Source organism: Caballeronia ptereochthonis, assembly GCF_001545075.1.
Classification (GTDB): Bacteria; Pseudomonadota; Gammaproteobacteria; order Burkholderiales; family Burkholderiaceae; genus Caballeronia; species Caballeronia ptereochthonis.
Genome location: NZ_FCOB02000015.1, coordinates 95,713 through 110,793 on the forward strand (window position 1 = coordinate 95,713; position 15,081 = coordinate 110,793).

Consider the following 15,081-nt stretch of genomic DNA (forward strand, 5'->3'; position numbering starts at 1 on the left):
GAAAAGCGGAGGAGCATTAAAGCACGTCGCTCTCCGCTACTGTAACCAAAACCGGCTTTATTCGTTGTCCGCGTCTTCACGCCTGGGTGCGGCGCTCGATACCGCGTCGCCATCGCCGCTTCGCTCCGCTTGCGCGCCGGGCGCTGCCGCATCGCTCGAACGACGCCTGGTGTTGCTGCGGCGACGCCGCTTCTTCGGGGCGCTGCCCTCTTTTCCGCCTTGCGTGAGCAAGGCTTCGCGCGCGGCGCCGTCGCCGTTTACGAAGTCGGTCCACCATTGACCGACTTCGGCATCGAGTTCTCCCGATTCGCTACGCAGTAGCAGGAAATCATACCCCGCTCTGAATCTTTGGTGTTCCAGCAGCTTCAGCGCGCTGCGGCCGCGCTTTTCCAGCCGATGCTGAAGACCCCAGATCTCGCGCATGTCCGACGAGTAGCGCTTGTGGATCGCGAGCTTCTCGGTCTGCATGTCGAGGACGTCGTCCATCGCGCGATGCAGCGCCGGCACCGGATATTCACCGTTCGCGGTGTATTGCTGCCAGCGCGTCTGCACGTCGTGCCACAGCAACGTGGCGAAGAGAAAGCCCGGCGAGACCGGCTTGCCCGCACGCACGCGTTCGTCGGTGCTGGTGAGCGCGAGCGTGACGAACTTCTCGCCGTGCGGCTGTTCGAGCACGACATCGAGCAGGGGCAGCACGCCATGATGCAGACCTTCCTGACGCAGCCGCGTGAGGCACGCGAGCGCATGACCGGACAGCAGCAGCTTCAGCATCTCGTCGAAGAGACGCGCCGCCGGCACGTTGTTCATCAGGTCGGCGAGTTCCTTGATCGGCGCGCGCGTCGCCTCGTCGATCTCGAAGCCGAGCTTCGCCGCGAAGCGCACCACGCGCAGCATGCGCACCGGGTCTTCGCGATAGCGCGTGGCCGGATCGCCGATCATGCGGAGCACGCGCGCGCGGATGTCGGCCATGCCGTCGTGATAATCCAGCACCGTTTGCGTGGCCGGATCGTAGTACATCGCGTTGATGGTGAAGTCGCGGCGCGTGGCGTCTTCGTGCTGCTCGCCCCAGACGTTGTCGCGCAGCACGCGGCCGCTCGCATCGACGGCGTGCGTGCGGTTGTCGAGCTCGCCGCGCTTCAGGCGGCGCGGCGGCTCGGCAACGGGTTCCGCCGGCGGCGCGTCCATCAGCGCGCGGAACGTCGAGGTCTCGATGATCTCCTGTCCGAACTGCACGTGCACGATCTGAAAGCGCCGGCCGATGATGCGCGCGCGGCGGAAGAGTTTCTGCACCTGGTCGGGCGTTGCGTCGGTGGCGACGTCGAAGTCCTTGGGCGCCACGCCGAGCAGCAGATCGCGCACCGCGCCGCCGACGATGAACGCGCGATGTCCCGCCTGCTGCAGGCCATCGGTCACGCGGATGGCGTTCTTCGAGATCAGCGACGGATCGATGCCGTGAATGTCCGAGGACAGGATGATCGGCACGTTCGGATCGCGTTTCGCTGGCGCGGCTTTCTTGCGCGGGCTCTTGCGGGCGGGTTTCACGGCGGACGAAGCAGTCGGATTGTCGTTGGCCGCGCTTTCGTTGCCGGCGTCGGCAGAGGCGCTTTCTTGCCCGAACAGCTTGCGGATGAGTTTTTTAATCACGTGTGTCGAAGAGATTCAGGATGCGCCAGCCTTTGGCTTGCGCATGCGCCCGCAGGGTGTCGTCCGGATTGGTGGCGACGGGGTCGGTGACGCGCTCGAGGAGCGGGATATCGTTGTGCGAGTCGCTGTAGAAATAGCTGTGTTTGAAGTCGCCGAGCTTCTTGCCGAGCGACGCGAGCCATTGCTCCACGCGCACGATCTTGCCTTCGCGATAGCTCGGCGTGCCGGTCGGCCGGCCAGTGAGCGCGCCTTGCGGATGATCGTCGACCGTTTCCACTTCGCATGCGATGAGCGTTTCGATGCCGAAGGCTTCCGCGATCGGCGCGGTGATGAACGCGTTGGTCGCGGTGACGAGGCAACAGAGATCGCCGTTGTCTTGATGCTCGCGCACGAGCGTGACCGCGGCCGGCACGATGCGCGGATTGATCACTTCGTGCATGAACTGCGCGTGCCAGTCGGAGAGTTGCTCGCGCGAGTATTTCGCGAGGGGTGCGAGCATCGCGTGCAGATAAGCGTTGATATCGAGCACGCCCGCCTTGTAATCGGCGTAAAAGGAGTCGTTCTGACGCGCGAAAGATTCCGCGTCGACGATGCCGAGCTTCACCATGAAGCGGCCCCATTCATGGTCGCTGTCGGTGGGAATGAGCGTGTGATCGAGATCAAAGAGGGCGAGGTTCATGGGTGCGCATTCTACTTGAAGCGGGTCGGATCGTTGTCCGGCGCGGCCGGGCCGGAATCGGGATCGAGCGGATCGCCCAGAAGGTCGGTCGGCTTTGCGGGCGCGTCTTCGGCGCTCACGGGAACGAGCGGCGTCGCCCGCCCGCTTTGCTGGAGCATCGCGCGCAGGAGCGGGCGCGTCACCGCGCGCTTTTGCTCCAGCGAGAAGCGGTCGAGCTCGTCGAGCAGGGCCATGAGGCTCGGCATGTCGCGGCGGAAATGCGTGAGCAGGTAGCCGGGCACGTCTTCCGCCAGCACGATGCCGCGCTCGCGCGCCGCGTGCTTCAGCACCGACGCCTTGGCGTCGTCCGCAAGCGGCTGCAGATGGAACACGAGACCCCAGCCGAGCCGCGTGCGCAAGTCTTCGCGCACGGTGAGCGCGAGCGGCGCGTCGTTGCCGGTGGCGACGAGGGCGCTCGTCGGATGCGCGCGCACTTCGTTGAAGAGATTGAAGAGCGCGATCTGCTGCGCCGCCGACAGGCGATCGCAATCGTCGACGGCGTAGAGCGTCACGCGCGGATCGAAGCCGAACGCGTTGAGCGCGCTTTGCGGGCTCAGATAGCGCCCGTGGCCGTTCGCTTCGTGCGTGAGCGCCTGCAGCAGATGGCTGCGGCCGCTGCCCCGCTCGCCCCAGACGTAGAATGTGCGGTCCGCGACCGGCCCTGCCGCGAGCGCGCCTTCGAGCTCGCGCAGCCGCGAGATCAGTTCGTGATTGCCGGCGGCGAAGAAATTGTCGAAGGTGGCGGGCGGCGGCGTGCCGAGATCGAGCGTCAGTTGGCGTTGCACGGGAGATCGGTTTCGTCGGGCCTTGGGTCGGGCGTATTGAGTCGGGTGTATCTCGAAAACGGGCGGATGAGCCGCGCGATCGCGCGCGAAGCCGCTGTCGCCAGCCATGCGCGTTTTTCGCGGCCGCGCTCGTTCGGTCACTCCGGATCTCGAAAAGAGCGTCGCCGGGATCTTTCTCGCGCGCGGGAAATCCGGTCGTCGGGTCATCATCGGGTAAAATCGCATTTTACCGACCTTCTCGCACTCCCCCCATGAATCAACCGAAATCCGCCCAGAACGCCCATGATTCGGCCGAGGGTCTGTCTTATCGCGATGCGGGCGTGGACATCGACGCGGGCGACGCGCTCGTCGATCGCATCAAGCCATTTGCCAAGAAGACGTTGCGCGACGGCGTGCTGGGCGGCATCGGCGGATTCGGCGCGCTTTTCGAGGTGCCGAAGAAGTACAAGGAGCCGGTGCTCGTTTCGGGCACGGACGGCGTCGGCACGAAGCTGCGCCTCGCGTTCCAGCTGAACCGCCACGACACGGTGGGCCAGGATCTCGTCGCGATGAGCGTGAACGACATTCTCGTGCAGGGCGCCGAGCCGCTCTTTTTCCTCGATTATTTCGCGTGCGGCAAGCTGGACGTCGACACGGCCGCCGACGTGGTGAAAGGCATCGCGCAGGGTTGCGAGCTGGCGGGGTGCGCGCTGATCGGCGGCGAGACGGCGGAAATGCCGGGCATGTATCCGGACGGCGAGTACGATCTCGCGGGCTTCGCGGTGGGCGCGGTGGAAAAGAGCAAGATCATCGACGGCAGCACGATCAAGCCGGGCGATGTCGTGCTGGGGCTTGCTTCGAGCGGCATTCATTCGAACGGCTATTCGCTGGTGCGCAAGATCATCGAGCGCGCGAATCCGGATCTGAACGCGGACTTCGACGGCCGCTCGCTCGCCGACGCGCTGATGGCGCCGACGCGCATCTACGTGAAGTCGCTGCTTTCGACGATGCAGAGCGTCACGGTGAAGGGCATGGCGCACATCACGGGCGGCGGGCTCGTCGAGAACATTCCGCGCGTGCTGCGCGAAGGGCTGACGGCGGAGCTGGATCATCGCGCGTGGCCGTTGCCGCCGTTGTTCGCGTGGCTGCAGAAGCACGGCGGCGTAGCGGATGCGGAGATGCATCGCGTGTTCAACTGCGGGATCGGGATGGCGGTGATCGTCGCGGCGGAAGATGCCCAGGCGGCGACCGGGCTGCTGTCCGCGGCCGGTGAGCAGGTCTGGCAGATCGGCGTCGTGCGTGAAAGCAAGGCAGGAGAGGCGCAGACGGTGGTGGTTTGAGATCGTCGGGTCGCACGGACAAAAACCCTCGTGGAGTGCGGGGGTTTTTTGTTTCTGGAGCGGTGATTCGTACGCGCCGCGTTATCCGGAATGCGGCGACAGGACGCGCTCGAGTTCCGGCAAAGCGTTCTTCACGGTCTCCCAGACGATATCAAGATTCGTGTCGAAGTAGCCGTGGGTCAGTCGGTTGCGCATGCCGCGCGGTTTTTTCCAAGGCACCGAGGCATTGGCTTGTGCGAAATCCGGGAACTCGGTTTCGATTTGAACCGCCGCCTCGCCGATCACGATCAGATTCAGAATGACGGCTTGCTGGATCATCCGCGTTTGCATGAACTCGGCTTTGTCGGTGCCTTCGAGTTACCCGCGCGCCGTTTTCGACGCGTCCAGGATGTGCTCCACGTAATCTCCGAGGCGCAACTTCCGCTTCGCATTCATACGGCACGCGCCTCGTCGAGCACTTCACGGCGAAACTTCGGGGGCAAGTCCTGCGGCGTCACCACATCGACCGATACGCCGAGCAGATCCTCCAGTTCGACCTGAATCGCGCCCAGATCGAGCAGTGTCGCGCCTGGCAGCGCGTCCACGAGGATGTCGAGGTCGCTTTCATCGCCATCGTCCCCGTGCAGGACGGAGCCGAAGACGCGCGCGTTGGCCGCGCGATTCGAGCAGGAGGAAGGACGAGGAGCGCAACGCTCATCGGAGTCCCGAAACGCGCTCCACCGCCTCCACCGCCCGCTCCGTCGCATCCGCCGCGCAGCAATCCACGACGATGCGCTCCGGCATCGCCCTGAGCCACGTCAACTGGCGCTTGCACAGCTGCCGCGTCGCGAACACGCCCTTGTCGCGCATCTCGTCGCGGCTCGTCGCGCCGTCGAGGAATTCCCAGGCCTGCCGATAGCCGACACAGCGCATCGACGGCATCGACAGGTCGAGGTCACCGCGCGCGCGCAGCCGCTTCACTTCGTCGATGAAACCGTGCGCGAGCATCGCATCGAAGCGCGCCTCGATACGCCTGTGCAGCACCGCCCGGTCCGACGGCTCCAGCGCGATCGGCACGAAGCGATACGGCGCATCCTCCGCTTGCGTGCGCGGCGCGGCGAGCAGGGCGGACATCGGCCGTCCGCTCAGCATGAAGACTTCCAGCGCCCGCTGGATGCGCTGCGAATCGTTCGGCGCAAGGCGCGCGGCGGTGTCCGGATCGACCGCCGCGAGCCGCGCATGCAGCGCGGGCCAGCCTTCGCGTTCGGCGTCGGCGTCGAGGGCGGCGCGCACGCCGGCGTCGGCGGTAGGGAGATCGTTGAGGCCTTGCGTCAGCGCCTTGTAGTACAGCATCGTGCCGCCGACCAGCAACGGCGTCTTGCCGCGCGCGACGATCTCGCCGACGAGCCTGAGCGCATCCGCGCGAAACTGCGCGGCGGAGTATGTTTCGGCGGGATCGATGATGTCGATCAGATGATGCGGCGCCGCCGCGCGCTCCTCCGCGTCCGGCTTGGCCGTGCCGATGTCCATTTCGCGGTACACGAGCGCGGAATCCACGCTCACGATCTCGACCGGATGCCGCGCCGCGAGCGCCAGCGCGGCGGCCGTCTTTCCGGACGCCGTGGGCCCGAGCAGGCAAGGCACGGACAAAACCGAATCGCTCATTGTCCGCGCATGAAGAGGCGGTCGAGATCGGCGAGCGTCAGCTGATACCAGGTCGGCCGGCCGTGATTGCACTGATCGGCGCGCTCGGTCGCTTCCATCTGGCGCAGGAGCGCGTTCATCTCGTCCAGCGTGAGCCGCCGGTTCGCCCGTACCGCGTTGTGGCAGGCGAGCGTGCCCAGCAACTCGTGCTGTCGCTCGGTGAGCACGCGCGAGCCGCCGTAAGCGTGCAGATCCGCAAGCACGGCGCGCGCGAGCGACTGCAGGTCGGCGTCCTTCAGCAGCGCGGGCACGGCGCGGATCGCGATGGACGTCGGCGAGAGCACCGCGAGGTCGAAGCCGAGCGCATCGAGCGTTTCACGCTCTTCCTCGACGACGCCGATCTCCACCGGATCGGCCGTCATCGACACGGGAATCAGGAGCGGCTGCACCCCGATCGCGCGATCGGCGAGCGCGTGCTTGAACTGCTCGTAGAGAATCCGCTCGTGCGCGGCGTGCATGTCGACGATGACGAGCCCGCGCGCGTTCTGCGCCAGCACGTAGATGCCGTGAATCTGGCCGACGGCGAAGCCGAGCGGCTGATCGTCGGCGTGATCGAGCGGGCCGGACGCGAAGGATGCGCTGTCGCTTGCCCATACGGGCGTGGCGGGCGCCTGCTCGGGCGTCGGGTACGGCGTGCCGATGGTCGTCGCCGCGTCCGGCGTGCCCGCGGCGAGATCCTTGCGGCCGAACAGCGCGTCATAGAGCGCGAGCGGCTGCGCGACCGGCAGCGTGCCCTGCGTCATGCGCGACTGGCGCATCCACGTCGTGCCGTTTTCGCTTTTCGTGGAAGGCGTGTCTGCTCCGACGAACGGCTTCGCGCTGAACGAAGCCGGCCCGGTCGGCTGCAACTGCGCGGCGTGCCCGCCCGATGTCGTCTCCGGCGACGCGCCCGCGTGCCGCGCGAGCGCGCGCTGCACGGCATGAAAGACGTACTGGTGAATCGAGCGCGAATCGCGGAAGCGCACTTCGATTTTCGACGGATGCACGTTCACATCGACGGATTCGGGCGGCAGATCGAGAAACAGCACGTATGCCGGATAGCGGTTGCCGTGCAGAACGTCCTCGTACGCGGCGCGCACGGCGTGCGTGAGCAGCTTGTCGCGCACGAAGCGGCCGTTCACGAAGAAATATTGCTGGTCGGCGCGGCCGCGGCTCGCCGTCGGCAGGCCCGCGCAGCCGTAGACCGCGAGCGGGCCGGCGCGCTCGTCGAGCGGCAGGTGGGAGGTCTCGAACACCTCGCCGAGAATCTTCGCGACGCGCGTCTGCGGATCGCTCGCGTTCCAGTGCTCGACGGCGCGGCCGTTGTGGATCACCGAAATCGCGACGTCCGGGCGCGCGAGCGCCGTGCGGCGGATCACTTCGAGGCAATGACCGAGCTCGGTCTGCTCGCTCTTCAGGAACTTGCGGCGCGCGGGCGTGTTGAAGTACAGCTCGCGCACTTCCATCGTCGTGCCGACGGTGCCGGCGGCGGGCGAAATCGCGCCGGTCTGCGCGTCGATGCGCGTCGCGTGCGGACAGGTTTCGGTACGGCTCGTGATGAAGAGCTCGGCCACGGACGCGATCGACGCGATCGCCTCGCCGCGAAACCCGAGCGTGGCGACGGCTTCGAGCTCGGCGAGCGAGCGGATCTTGCTCGTCGCATGGCGCATGAGGGCGAGGGGAAGTTCGCCGGGCGGGATGCCGTCGCCGTCGTCGGCGACGACGATGCGTTTCACGCCGCCTTCATCGAGCGTGATGCGCAGCGTGCGCGCGCCCGCGTCGAGGGCGTTTTCCAGCAGCTCCTTGACGACCGACGCCGGCCGCTCCACCACTTCACCCGCGGCGATCTGGCTGATGAGTTGGTCGGGCAGCGGGGCGATGGCGCGCGAACGGCGCGCGCCATCGCCGGTCAAAGCGGCGGCGATTGCGCCGGCGGAGGGTTCGTTGAGGTCGGCCATGGCGAAATTATAACGATTCGCCGCGGCCTGCTCGTTCGCCGGCCGGCGTCTGTCCATAGCCGCCAGGGCGCCGGAAAATGGCGTCCGGATGCGCGCTTTTTAACCGAAGCGACGTGCCACTTCGGTATCATGGCGCGACCCCTGCATTTGTCGCCCGCGACCGGTTTTCGCCGGCCGCCGGCCCCATTTTTTCGAGGAAAGCTTTTGGACACGCTGCTGCAATTCCTGGGACTCATCCTTCACATCGACAAGTCGCTCGGTGACTTCATCCAGCATTACGGCGCCTGGGTCTACGCGGTGTTGTTCCTGATCGTGTTCTGCGAAACCGGGCTCGTCGTATTCCCGTTCCTGCCGGGCGATTCGCTGCTCTTCATCGGCGGGACGTTCGCCGCGACGCACGAGATGGACCTGTTCGCACTGATCGCGCTTCTGCTCGTCGCGGCGATATCCGGCAACACGGTGAATTACTGGGTCGGCCGCGCCATCGGGCCGAAGGTCTTCGACACCCGCATTCCGGTGCTCGAGCGCTTTCTCGACCGGGCGGCGCTGCAGAAAACCCACAACTTCTACGAGCGGCACGGCGGCAAGACCATCGTGATCGCGCGTTTCGTGCCGGTGGTGCGCACGTTCGCGCCGTTCGTCGCCGGGGTATCGGCGATGAGCCACACGCGCTTTCAGCTCTTCAATATTCTGGGCGCGCTCGTCTGGGTGCTGTTGCTCGTGCTGCTTGGTTACTTCTTCGGCAACATTCCGTTCATCAAGCAGTATCTGAACGTGATCGTGCTGGTGGGTATCGGCGCGGCGATCGTCCCGATCGCGCTGGGCGCGCTATGGAAGGTGAGCCGCCGTCGCAACTCGAAAGCTTGAGGAGCGGCTCGGGCCCACGAGGCTGTCGTGACGGCCTGACGGCATCGTGGGCGCGGTGAAATCGCTTCAGCCGCGGCGGAACAGGCGGATGACGAAGAGCAGCACGACCGCGCCGATCACGGCCGTCACGAGCGTGCCGAAGATGCCGGCGCCGAACGAGATGCCGAGCGTGCCGAAGATCCAGCCGCCGATCACACCGCCCACGATGCCGACGATGATGTCCACCAGCATGCCGAAGCCGCTCCCGTTCATGATGAGGCCGGCGAGCCAGCCGGCCACGCCGCCGATGATCAGGCTGAGGATGATTCCATGTTGCATGAGTTGCATGCGCTGAGACTCCGAAAATATGGGGGGTGCAGGCTGCGGGGAACGCCCCCGCGTCCAGGCGCGGCGAATGTAGCCGAAACGATGGGCGCAAGGGTCTTGAAACTGTCAAAGATTGTCGAGGGGGAACGCGCGGCGACACCGCGCGGGCAGGCGGCGGCAGGGCCCGGCGGCTTACGTCAAAAATTTAGAATGCCAAAGAGTCGCGTTCGCGATCCGCGGCCGAAATGTGTCGTTTAGGTCACGCGGACAAATTTGCAGCCGTAATGTTTTATGCTGGCGAAGTTGTATTGCTTCAGAAATTGGGATTCTTGCGGCGCGAGCGGGTCCGGGGCACGGCGGTCACGGCGTGGCAGCGGAAAAACGCGCGTGACGAAGGGCGCCGCGTGCGAGCGCGGCCGAAAAGTTAGAAAAGTTCAAGACGAAAAGCATGAGAAAGCTGGTGGTGATGCACAAGGAGGGTTTCGGATCGAACTCTCGGACGGCGATTGCGGGCATGACGCTCGCAGCGGGAATTGCCGCAGGGCTGGCAGGATGTTCGTCGACGCCGCGGACGCCCGCGCCGATCGTCGAAAGTTCGGCGATGAGCGCGCCGCCGGTCGTGCAGAGCACGGCGCCGAGCGTCACGCCCGCGCCGGTCGTGCCGCTCGGGCCGGCCGCGGCGGCGACGCCCGCGCCCGTCGAGCCGGGGTTCTATCGCGTGAAGCCGGGCGACACGCTCTACGGCATTTCGCGGACCTTCAAGCAAAAGCCCGCCGATCTGGTCAGCTGGAACAATCTGCCCGAGAGCAAGCAGGTCAACATCGGGCAGGTGCTGCGTGTCGCGCCGCCGGGCGCCGCGGCGAGCGCATCGGCGACGGCATCCGGCTCGAAGATGACCCAGCCGCCGCTCCTGCCGACGACGGAGAAGCCGGCGTCGCAAAAAACGGCGGCCGAAAAGCCCGCCGCGAGCGAGGAGCGCGAGACGGTGGTCAGCGCGACCGCACCCAAGGGCACGTTCGTGTGGCCCGTGCGCGGCGAGGTCGTGCGCAAGTTCGGCGCGAGCGGCAACAAGGGCATCGATATCGAAGGCAAGGTCGGGCAGCCGGTCAAGGCGGCGGCCTCGGGCAAGGTGGTCTATGCGGGCAGCGGCCTGCGCTCCTACGGGCGCATGATCATCGTCAAGCACGGCAACGACTATCTGACCGCCTACGCCTACAACGAGAAGCTGCTCGTGAAGGAAGGCGATACCGTCAAGCAGGGCGCGACCATCGCGGATATGGGCACCGGGCCGACCGGCACGCCGGCGCTGCATTTCGAAGTGAGAAAATCGGGCGCCGCCGTCGATCCGATGCCGCTGCTCGGCGCGGCGGGCGGATGACGCATTGCGTGCTCGCGGGCGAAGGGGGCTGAAGGTGAAGAAGATCGTGCTCGCCGCGCTCGTCGCGGCGTCGTCCGTATCGCTGTTCTCCGGCTGCGATCAGCGGCAAGGCGAGGAAGCATTGAACAAGCTGAAGGCATTCTTCAATGCGGTGAAGCCGGACAACCTGCTTCTCAAGAACCTGCAGCCGGGCGTGACCACCGAGGCGCAGATCCGCGACCAGATGGGCGAGCCGGAAACCGAGCGCGCTTTCACGGACGGCAGCAAGCGCCTCGAATATCCGCGCGGGCCGGCGGGAACGAACACCTACATGGTGGATATCGATGCGAACGGCCGCTTCGTCTCCGTGACGCAGGTGCTGACCGCCGCGAATTTCGCGAAGGTGCGGCCCGGCATGACGATGGACGAAGCGCGCAGGCTGCTCGGCAAGCCCACGACCATCGCTGAATATCCGTTGAAGAAGGAGCGTGTCTGGAGCTGGCACTGGCTCGAGGACGGCGTCAATCAGGACGCGATGTTCAACGCGCACTTCGGTCCCGACGGCACGGTGGTGACGACCTCGCGCTCCGAGTCGATCCGCGGCGGTCAACGCTGAGCCACGCGCTAGCCGACGATGAGCGTTCCGGCCGAATGCAACGTGCATCTTCGTCTGATGGCCGAAGCGGCGAGCTTTCGCGACCGGGCGCGAGCCGGGACGAACCAGGCGACGCTTTCGCGCTGGGAATGCGGCCGCGGCCATTCCTGGGACGAGTCGCTCGACCCGGCGCGCAACGTGCGCTGCATGAGCTGCGCGGCGCAGCGGCGCGAGCTTGAGACGAGGCGCCTGCGCGAGGCGGCCGAGGCGCGTGGCGGCGTATTGTTGTCGCCAGGCTATGTCGATGCGTCGACGCCACTCAGTTGGCAATGCGCCTATGGCCATGTCTGGGACGCCCGTCCCGATGCGATATCGCGTCATTGGTGCGCGGAATGCGCGCGCACGGTCTTCTCCAGGTTCCTCTGATCCGCCATCCTTTCATTCAGGCGCCGTCAGCTGAGCGACCAGTTCGTCTGTCGTCACTAGCGCGTGCGCGTAGGTGCGCGCGTTGATTTCGTGGGCCGCGTGCAGCGCTTCGTCGGAGAACGCGGCGGTCGCGTCGCGTACGAGCGTGACGTGATAGCCGAGCTGCGCCGCGAATCGTCCCGTCGTCTCGATGCACGTATTCGCGACGAGCCCGATGAGGATCACGTGCGAGATGCCGCGCTGCTTCAGCAGGAAATCGAGATCGGTATTGGCGAAGCCGCTGCTCATCCAGTGTTCCTTCACGATCGTGTCGCCCGGCTGGGGCGCGAAGTCGGGAAACCATTCGCCGCCCCATGTGTTCCTGCCGAAGACGAGCGAACGCGTGGCCGTCGACAGATACGGCGACGGATGCGCCCATGCATCGATGTCGCCCGGCTCGAAACGGCGATGCGGCACGATGAACACCGGCAGGCCGAGCGAGCGCACGGTCGACGCGACGCGCCTCAGGTTTTCATGCAGATGCGCCGCATTCTGCGTCTGCGCGACGCGCGGCCAGAGCTTGCCGCCCTCGGCGAGAAAGTCGTTGTAGGGATCCACGAACAGCAGGGCGGTGCGGTCTTTCGGACAGGCGTTCATCGTCTGCCTCCGCTCGCAACGGTGAGATGGCGCGAAACGCGCCCCGCCTCATGTTACGCGTCCGGCAAACGAGCATCCGAAACCGCGCTATGCGCGCGGCGCGGCAAAAGAAAAAGCCGGCGAAATGCCGGCTTTTGAGCTTCGTTGTCGGAGCGCGGGCTTCCTTCGCCTGCGACTCGCCAGGCCGTTGGCGAAAGCATGCGCGATTTGTTCTTGTTTCGCCTGTGCGCAGTGCTTCCTTCCTCGATCCGGTCGAGTGCCGCCCATCATGTTTTGGTCTCTCAGCGCGCTTGACTGCTTCCCCCGTGCGCTGGAATAAGTATTGCGAGCGCGCATTTGTCTGAATGTACGTTCGCAAACACTTTCGCAATTTGATCAGCGTTTTGCGGGAAAGCCCTGATATTCAGCGTTCCGACGCAACCGCTTGTGTGCGCGCAAGACTCGAGCGCATGTTCGCCGCGACCAGCGATTGCGTGACCATGCGCGCCTCCGCCTGGGCGATGTGCTCGAGCGTCGCGTCTTCCAGCTGCCCCGCGAATACGGCGAGCGCCGTGCAAAGCCGCGAGTGCTCGTCGGCGTCGAGCATCCAGGCGCCTTCGGCCGAATGACGCGCATCCAGTTCGACGAGGGCTTCGTGCGCGAGCGTGATGTCATCCTCGAATTCGGGCGCGTGGCCGAGCTGGCACAGCTCCTCCGCAACCAGCAGATGACGGCACATCGTCATGAAGAGCGGCTGCGAGCCGTGCCCGCGATGAAACGCATCGAGCGCGGCGTAGCATTGCAGCAACATCGCGTCGATCATCGGCTCGCGCGCCTCGCGGCTGTACGTCAGCGCGCGCAGGAGCGGCGACATCGCGGGACGGGCGGATTTCATGTTCGTCGATTTCTTTTTCACGGAAGCACTCCCGAAAAGGCTTTTCGCTTGGACCGGGGCGCCTGGCTGTGCCGGGACGCCGGATGCATTCGAGGTGGAAGGCATCATCGCACCGGAAAATTAGCTCTGTCTTAAGGGTCGTGGTCTCGTCCTCAGGCCGGCGTCAGCGTCTCGCCGGACACGCGCACCTTCTGGCCGATTGCGACTCCCGGCGCGGCTTCGTAGTTGAACGTGCGCACGCTGCCGTCGTCCATGCGGACCTGCACCTGGTACGTCGTCGCCTTGTGAACCGCGTGCTCGATCTGATTGCCCGCGAGCCCGCCGCCGATCGCGCCGATGATCGTCGCCGCCGTGCGGCCGCGTCCGTTGCCGATCTGCGTGCCCGCGAGCCCGCCGACCACCGCGCCGCCGACCGCGCCGAGGCCCGTCGTAGGCTGGGCGGTCTGCACGGTGTTCACCGCGGTCACTTCACCGGCGTACGGATCGTAGGCGGGCGCGGGATTCGTCGCATGGACGGCCGGCTCATGGACCGGCGCGGCGGTACGCGCCGGATTCACGTGATGCCCGCGCACGGCGCGCGGCAGCGGCGCGGCTTGCTGAGTCGCCGGTTGCGATGCCTGTTGCGAAGGCGTTGTCTTGGTCACTTGCGCATCGACGAGCGGTGAGGCCGTGACAGCCGCGGCGGTCGCCTTCGACGAGGGCAGCAGGCCCGTCATCGCCGCGACCCCGGTGCCGCACGCGAGGATGACCGACACGGCGGCTGCCGCGACGAGCGGGTGAATGCGGGACGGCTTCGTTTGAATCTCGGGAACAGCGTTCATGGCAGCGACCTCCTGTGGATGCCTGCCTGCTATAACGCCGCGTCCCGCGCGCGGTGGACGCGGATGCTGTGACATTTGTAAGCAAAAGTCGCGGCGCGAACGCGCTTGGCGAGGCATCCCCAGGCGGCCTAGGGTCTTTACATATGTTGCGCTAATTTTGTAGATGGCAACATATGTATCATTCCACACAAAAGAGGAAGCCATGAAAACCAAGCCGCTGCTCGCATCCGCTTTCGCGCTTGCCGCGCTCTCGCTCGTCACGGGGGCGAGCTACGGCCAGATGACGCTCGCCAAGATACAGGCCGTCGATCTGATCGCGATCGGCCATCGCGAAACGTCCGTGCCGTTTTCATATGTCGATGCGAGCAACAACGTCGTCGGTTTTTCCCAGGACCTGTGCAACAAGGTGATCGACGCGGTCAAGGCCAGGACGAAGCATCCGGATTTGCGCGTGCGCTTCATTCCGGTGACGTCGCAGAACCGCATCTCGCTCGTGCAGAACGGCACGGTCGATCTCGAATGCGGCGTGACGACGAACCTCACGTCGCGGCAGAATCAGGTGGCCTTCTCCGACACGTTCTTCGTCGCGACCACGCGCCTGCTCACCAAAAAGGATTCGGGCATCAAGGATTTTCCTGACCTCGCGGGCAAGACCGTCGTGACGAATCAGGGCACGACGTCCGAACGCATCCTGCGCAAGATGAACGAAGAGAAGAAGATGAACATGAGCATCATCAGCGCGAAGGACTACGGGGAAGGGCGAGCGACGCTCGAAACCGGCCGCGCGGTGGCCTACATGATGGACGACGTGCTGCTCGCGGGCACGCGCTCGCTGACGGCGAAGCCTTCCGACTGGGTGCTCGTCGGCACGCCGCAGTCGTCGGAGGCCTACGGCTTCATGATGCGCAAGGACGATCCGGAGTTCAAAAAGCTCGTCGACGACACGATGAGCCAGGTGATGAAGAGCCCCGAGATCAAGACGATGTACGACAAGTGGTTCATGAAACCCGTGCCACCGAAGAACATCAACTTCGATTTCCCGATGAGCGAGACGATGCAGAAGCTCTACGCCGAGCCGAACGACAAGGCGTTCGAATGATCTGCATGCCGGGC

17 protein-coding genes and 1 pseudogene are annotated in these 15,081 nt (G+C 65.6%); 6 read left to right on the forward strand and 12 right to left on the reverse strand.

Going from position 1 to position 15,081, the window contains the following annotated elements:
- Window positions 1–57: 57 nt before the first annotated feature.
- From pcnB to hda, 3 genes are read right to left on the reverse strand one after another with little or no spacing between them, the layout of a single operon-like run.
- Window positions 58–1,644, reverse strand: coding sequence for a polynucleotide adenylyltransferase PcnB (gene pcnB, locus AWB83_RS17260; RefSeq protein WP_087046829.1), 1,587 nt, complete (start codon window positions 1,642–1,644; stop codon window positions 58–60).
- Entirely contained in the window at window positions 1,637–2,323 is a 687-nt protein-coding gene (locus AWB83_RS17265) for a histidinol-phosphatase (RefSeq protein ID WP_087046830.1), read from the reverse strand. Before AWB83_RS17265 ends, pcnB begins: the two co-directional genes overlap by 8 nt.
- Window positions 2,324–2,334: 11 nt before the next feature.
- Window positions 2,335–3,147, reverse strand: a complete 813-nt coding sequence (gene hda, locus AWB83_RS17270; RefSeq protein WP_087046831.1) for a DnaA regulatory inactivator Hda — start codon at window positions 3,145–3,147, stop codon at window positions 2,335–2,337.
- 251 nt (window positions 3,148–3,398) lie between these two features.
- On the opposite strand from hda, the gene purM reads away from it, so the two are divergent.
- Window positions 3,399–4,466 carry a phosphoribosylformylglycinamidine cyclo-ligase gene (purM, locus tag AWB83_RS17275; RefSeq protein WP_087046832.1) on the forward strand — a complete coding sequence of 356 codons (1,068 nt, stop codon included), beginning with the start codon at window positions 3,399–3,401 and terminating at the stop codon, window positions 4,464–4,466.
- An 81-nt stretch (window positions 4,467–4,547) separates the two neighbouring features.
- Here purM and AWB83_RS17280 read toward each other — a convergent pair.
- From AWB83_RS17280 to mutL, 4 genes and pseudogenes are all read right to left on the reverse strand, one after another.
- Window positions 4,548–4,808, reverse strand: a pseudogene (locus tag AWB83_RS17280) (HepT-like ribonuclease domain-containing protein); the annotation flags it as partial.
- An 89-nt stretch (window positions 4,809–4,897) separates the two neighbouring features.
- On the reverse strand, window positions 4,898–5,212 hold the full coding sequence (locus tag AWB83_RS17285; protein ID WP_374729122.1) for a nucleotidyltransferase family protein: 315 nt from the start codon (window positions 5,210–5,212) through the stop codon (window positions 4,898–4,900).
- On the reverse strand, window positions 5,160–6,110 hold the full coding sequence (gene miaA, locus AWB83_RS17290) for a tRNA (adenosine(37)-N6)-dimethylallyltransferase MiaA (RefSeq protein ID WP_087046833.1): 951 nt from the start codon (window positions 6,108–6,110) through the stop codon (window positions 5,160–5,162). The genes AWB83_RS17285 and miaA overlap by 53 nt, the downstream gene beginning before the upstream one ends.
- Window positions 6,107–8,086 carry a DNA mismatch repair endonuclease MutL gene (gene mutL / locus AWB83_RS17295; protein WP_087046907.1) on the reverse strand — a complete coding sequence of 660 codons (1,980 nt, stop codon included), beginning with the start codon at window positions 8,084–8,086 and terminating at the stop codon, window positions 6,107–6,109. The genes miaA and mutL overlap by 4 nt, the downstream gene beginning before the upstream one ends.
- A 204-nt stretch (window positions 8,087–8,290) precedes the next feature.
- Between mutL and AWB83_RS17300 the strand changes: the two genes are divergently transcribed.
- Window positions 8,291–8,953 carry a DedA family protein gene (locus AWB83_RS17300; protein WP_087046834.1) on the forward strand — a complete coding sequence of 221 codons (663 nt, stop codon included), beginning with the start codon at window positions 8,291–8,293 and terminating at the stop codon, window positions 8,951–8,953.
- Between the two features lie 66 nt (window positions 8,954–9,019).
- Here AWB83_RS17300 and AWB83_RS17305 read toward each other — a convergent pair whose 3' ends face one another.
- Both AWB83_RS17305 and AWB83_RS37280 read right to left on the reverse strand, forming a co-directional pair.
- On the reverse strand, window positions 9,020–9,271 hold the full coding sequence (locus tag AWB83_RS17305) for a GlsB/YeaQ/YmgE family stress response membrane protein (protein ID WP_087046908.1): 252 nt from the start codon (window positions 9,269–9,271) through the stop codon (window positions 9,020–9,022).
- A 348-nt stretch (window positions 9,272–9,619) separates the two neighbouring features.
- Entirely contained in the window at window positions 9,620–9,904 is a 285-nt protein-coding gene (locus tag AWB83_RS37280; protein WP_244197774.1) for a hypothetical protein, read from the reverse strand.
- Here AWB83_RS37280 and AWB83_RS17310 point away from each other — a divergent pair.
- From AWB83_RS17310 to AWB83_RS17320, 3 genes are read left to right on the forward strand one after another with little or no spacing between them, the layout of a single operon-like run.
- Window positions 9,861–10,637 (forward strand): peptidoglycan DD-metalloendopeptidase family protein, encoded by a 777-nt coding sequence (locus AWB83_RS17310; RefSeq protein WP_244197775.1) that lies wholly within the window; start codon window positions 9,861–9,863, stop codon window positions 10,635–10,637. The genes AWB83_RS37280 and AWB83_RS17310 overlap by 44 nt on opposite strands.
- Before the next feature lie 28 nt (window positions 10,638–10,665).
- Entirely contained in the window at window positions 10,666–11,232 is a 567-nt protein-coding gene (locus AWB83_RS17315) for a hypothetical protein (RefSeq protein ID WP_087046909.1), read from the forward strand.
- A gap of 57 nt (window positions 11,233–11,289) precedes the next feature.
- A complete protein-coding gene (locus AWB83_RS17320; RefSeq protein WP_244197777.1) occupies window positions 11,290–11,637 on the forward strand; it encodes a hypothetical protein in 348 nt (115 codons plus the stop codon).
- 12 nt (window positions 11,638–11,649) lie between these two features.
- Here AWB83_RS17320 and AWB83_RS17325 read toward each other — a convergent pair whose 3' ends face one another.
- The 3 genes from AWB83_RS17325 to AWB83_RS17335 all read right to left on the reverse strand — a co-directional run bounded on the left by AWB83_RS17325 (window position 11,650) and on the right by AWB83_RS17335 (window position 13,968).
- On the reverse strand, window positions 11,650–12,273 hold the full coding sequence (locus AWB83_RS17325; RefSeq protein WP_087046837.1) for a cysteine hydrolase family protein: 624 nt from the start codon (window positions 12,271–12,273) through the stop codon (window positions 11,650–11,652).
- Window positions 12,274–12,676: 403 nt separating this feature from the next.
- Entirely contained in the window at window positions 12,677–13,168 is a 492-nt protein-coding gene (locus AWB83_RS17330) for a hypothetical protein (RefSeq protein WP_087046838.1), read from the reverse strand.
- Window positions 13,169–13,299: 131 nt separating this feature from the next.
- Window positions 13,300–13,968 carry a glycine zipper 2TM domain-containing protein gene (locus tag AWB83_RS17335; RefSeq protein WP_087046839.1) on the reverse strand — a complete coding sequence of 223 codons (669 nt, stop codon included), beginning with the start codon at window positions 13,966–13,968 and terminating at the stop codon, window positions 13,300–13,302.
- A 202-nt stretch (window positions 13,969–14,170) separates the two neighbouring features.
- Between AWB83_RS17335 and AWB83_RS17340 the strand changes: the two genes are divergently transcribed.
- The gene (locus AWB83_RS17340; RefSeq protein ID WP_087046840.1) at window positions 14,171–15,067 is read left to right on the forward strand and encodes a glutamate/aspartate ABC transporter substrate-binding protein; all 897 of its coding nucleotides are present in this window, start codon (window positions 14,171–14,173) and stop codon (window positions 15,065–15,067) included.
- Window positions 15,068–15,081 lie beyond the last annotated feature (14 nt).

What these genes read in the sequence shown, in the direction of transcription:
- AWB83_RS17340 (WP_087046840.1), top strand. Translation starts at nt 14,171, where the DNA reads ATGAAAACCAAGCCGCTGCTCGCATCCGCTTTCGCGCTTGCCGCGCTC.
- AWB83_RS17305 (WP_087046908.1), bottom strand. Translation starts at nt 9,271, where the DNA reads ATGCAACATGGAATCATCCTCAGCCTGATCATCGGCGGCGTGGCCGGC.
- purM (WP_087046832.1), top strand. Translation starts at nt 3,399, where the DNA reads ATGAATCAACCGAAATCCGCCCAGAACGCCCATGATTCGGCCGAGGGT.
- AWB83_RS17325 (WP_087046837.1), bottom strand. Translation starts at nt 12,273, where the DNA reads ATGAACGCCTGTCCGAAAGACCGCACCGCCCTGCTGTTCGTGGATCCC.
- AWB83_RS17285 (WP_374729122.1), bottom strand. Translation starts at nt 5,212, where the DNA reads ATGCGACGGAGCGGGCGGTGGAGGCGGTGGAGCGCGTTTCGGGACTCC.
- AWB83_RS17265 (WP_087046830.1), bottom strand. Translation starts at nt 2,323, where the DNA reads ATGAACCTCGCCCTCTTTGATCTCGATCACACGCTCATTCCCACCGAC.
- AWB83_RS17320 (WP_244197777.1), top strand. Translation starts at nt 11,290, where the DNA reads ATGGCCGAAGCGGCGAGCTTTCGCGACCGGGCGCGAGCCGGGACGAAC.
- miaA (WP_087046833.1), bottom strand. Translation starts at nt 6,110, where the DNA reads ATGAGCGATTCGGTTTTGTCCGTGCCTTGCCTGCTCGGGCCCACGGCG.
- AWB83_RS17335 (WP_087046839.1), bottom strand. Translation starts at nt 13,968, where the DNA reads ATGAACGCTGTTCCCGAGATTCAAACGAAGCCGTCCCGCATTCACCCG.
- AWB83_RS17310 (WP_244197775.1), top strand. Translation starts at nt 9,861, where the DNA reads ATGAGCGCGCCGCCGGTCGTGCAGAGCACGGCGCCGAGCGTCACGCCC.
- mutL (WP_087046907.1), bottom strand. Translation starts at nt 8,086, where the DNA reads ATGGCCGACCTCAACGAACCCTCCGCCGGCGCAATCGCCGCCGCTTTG.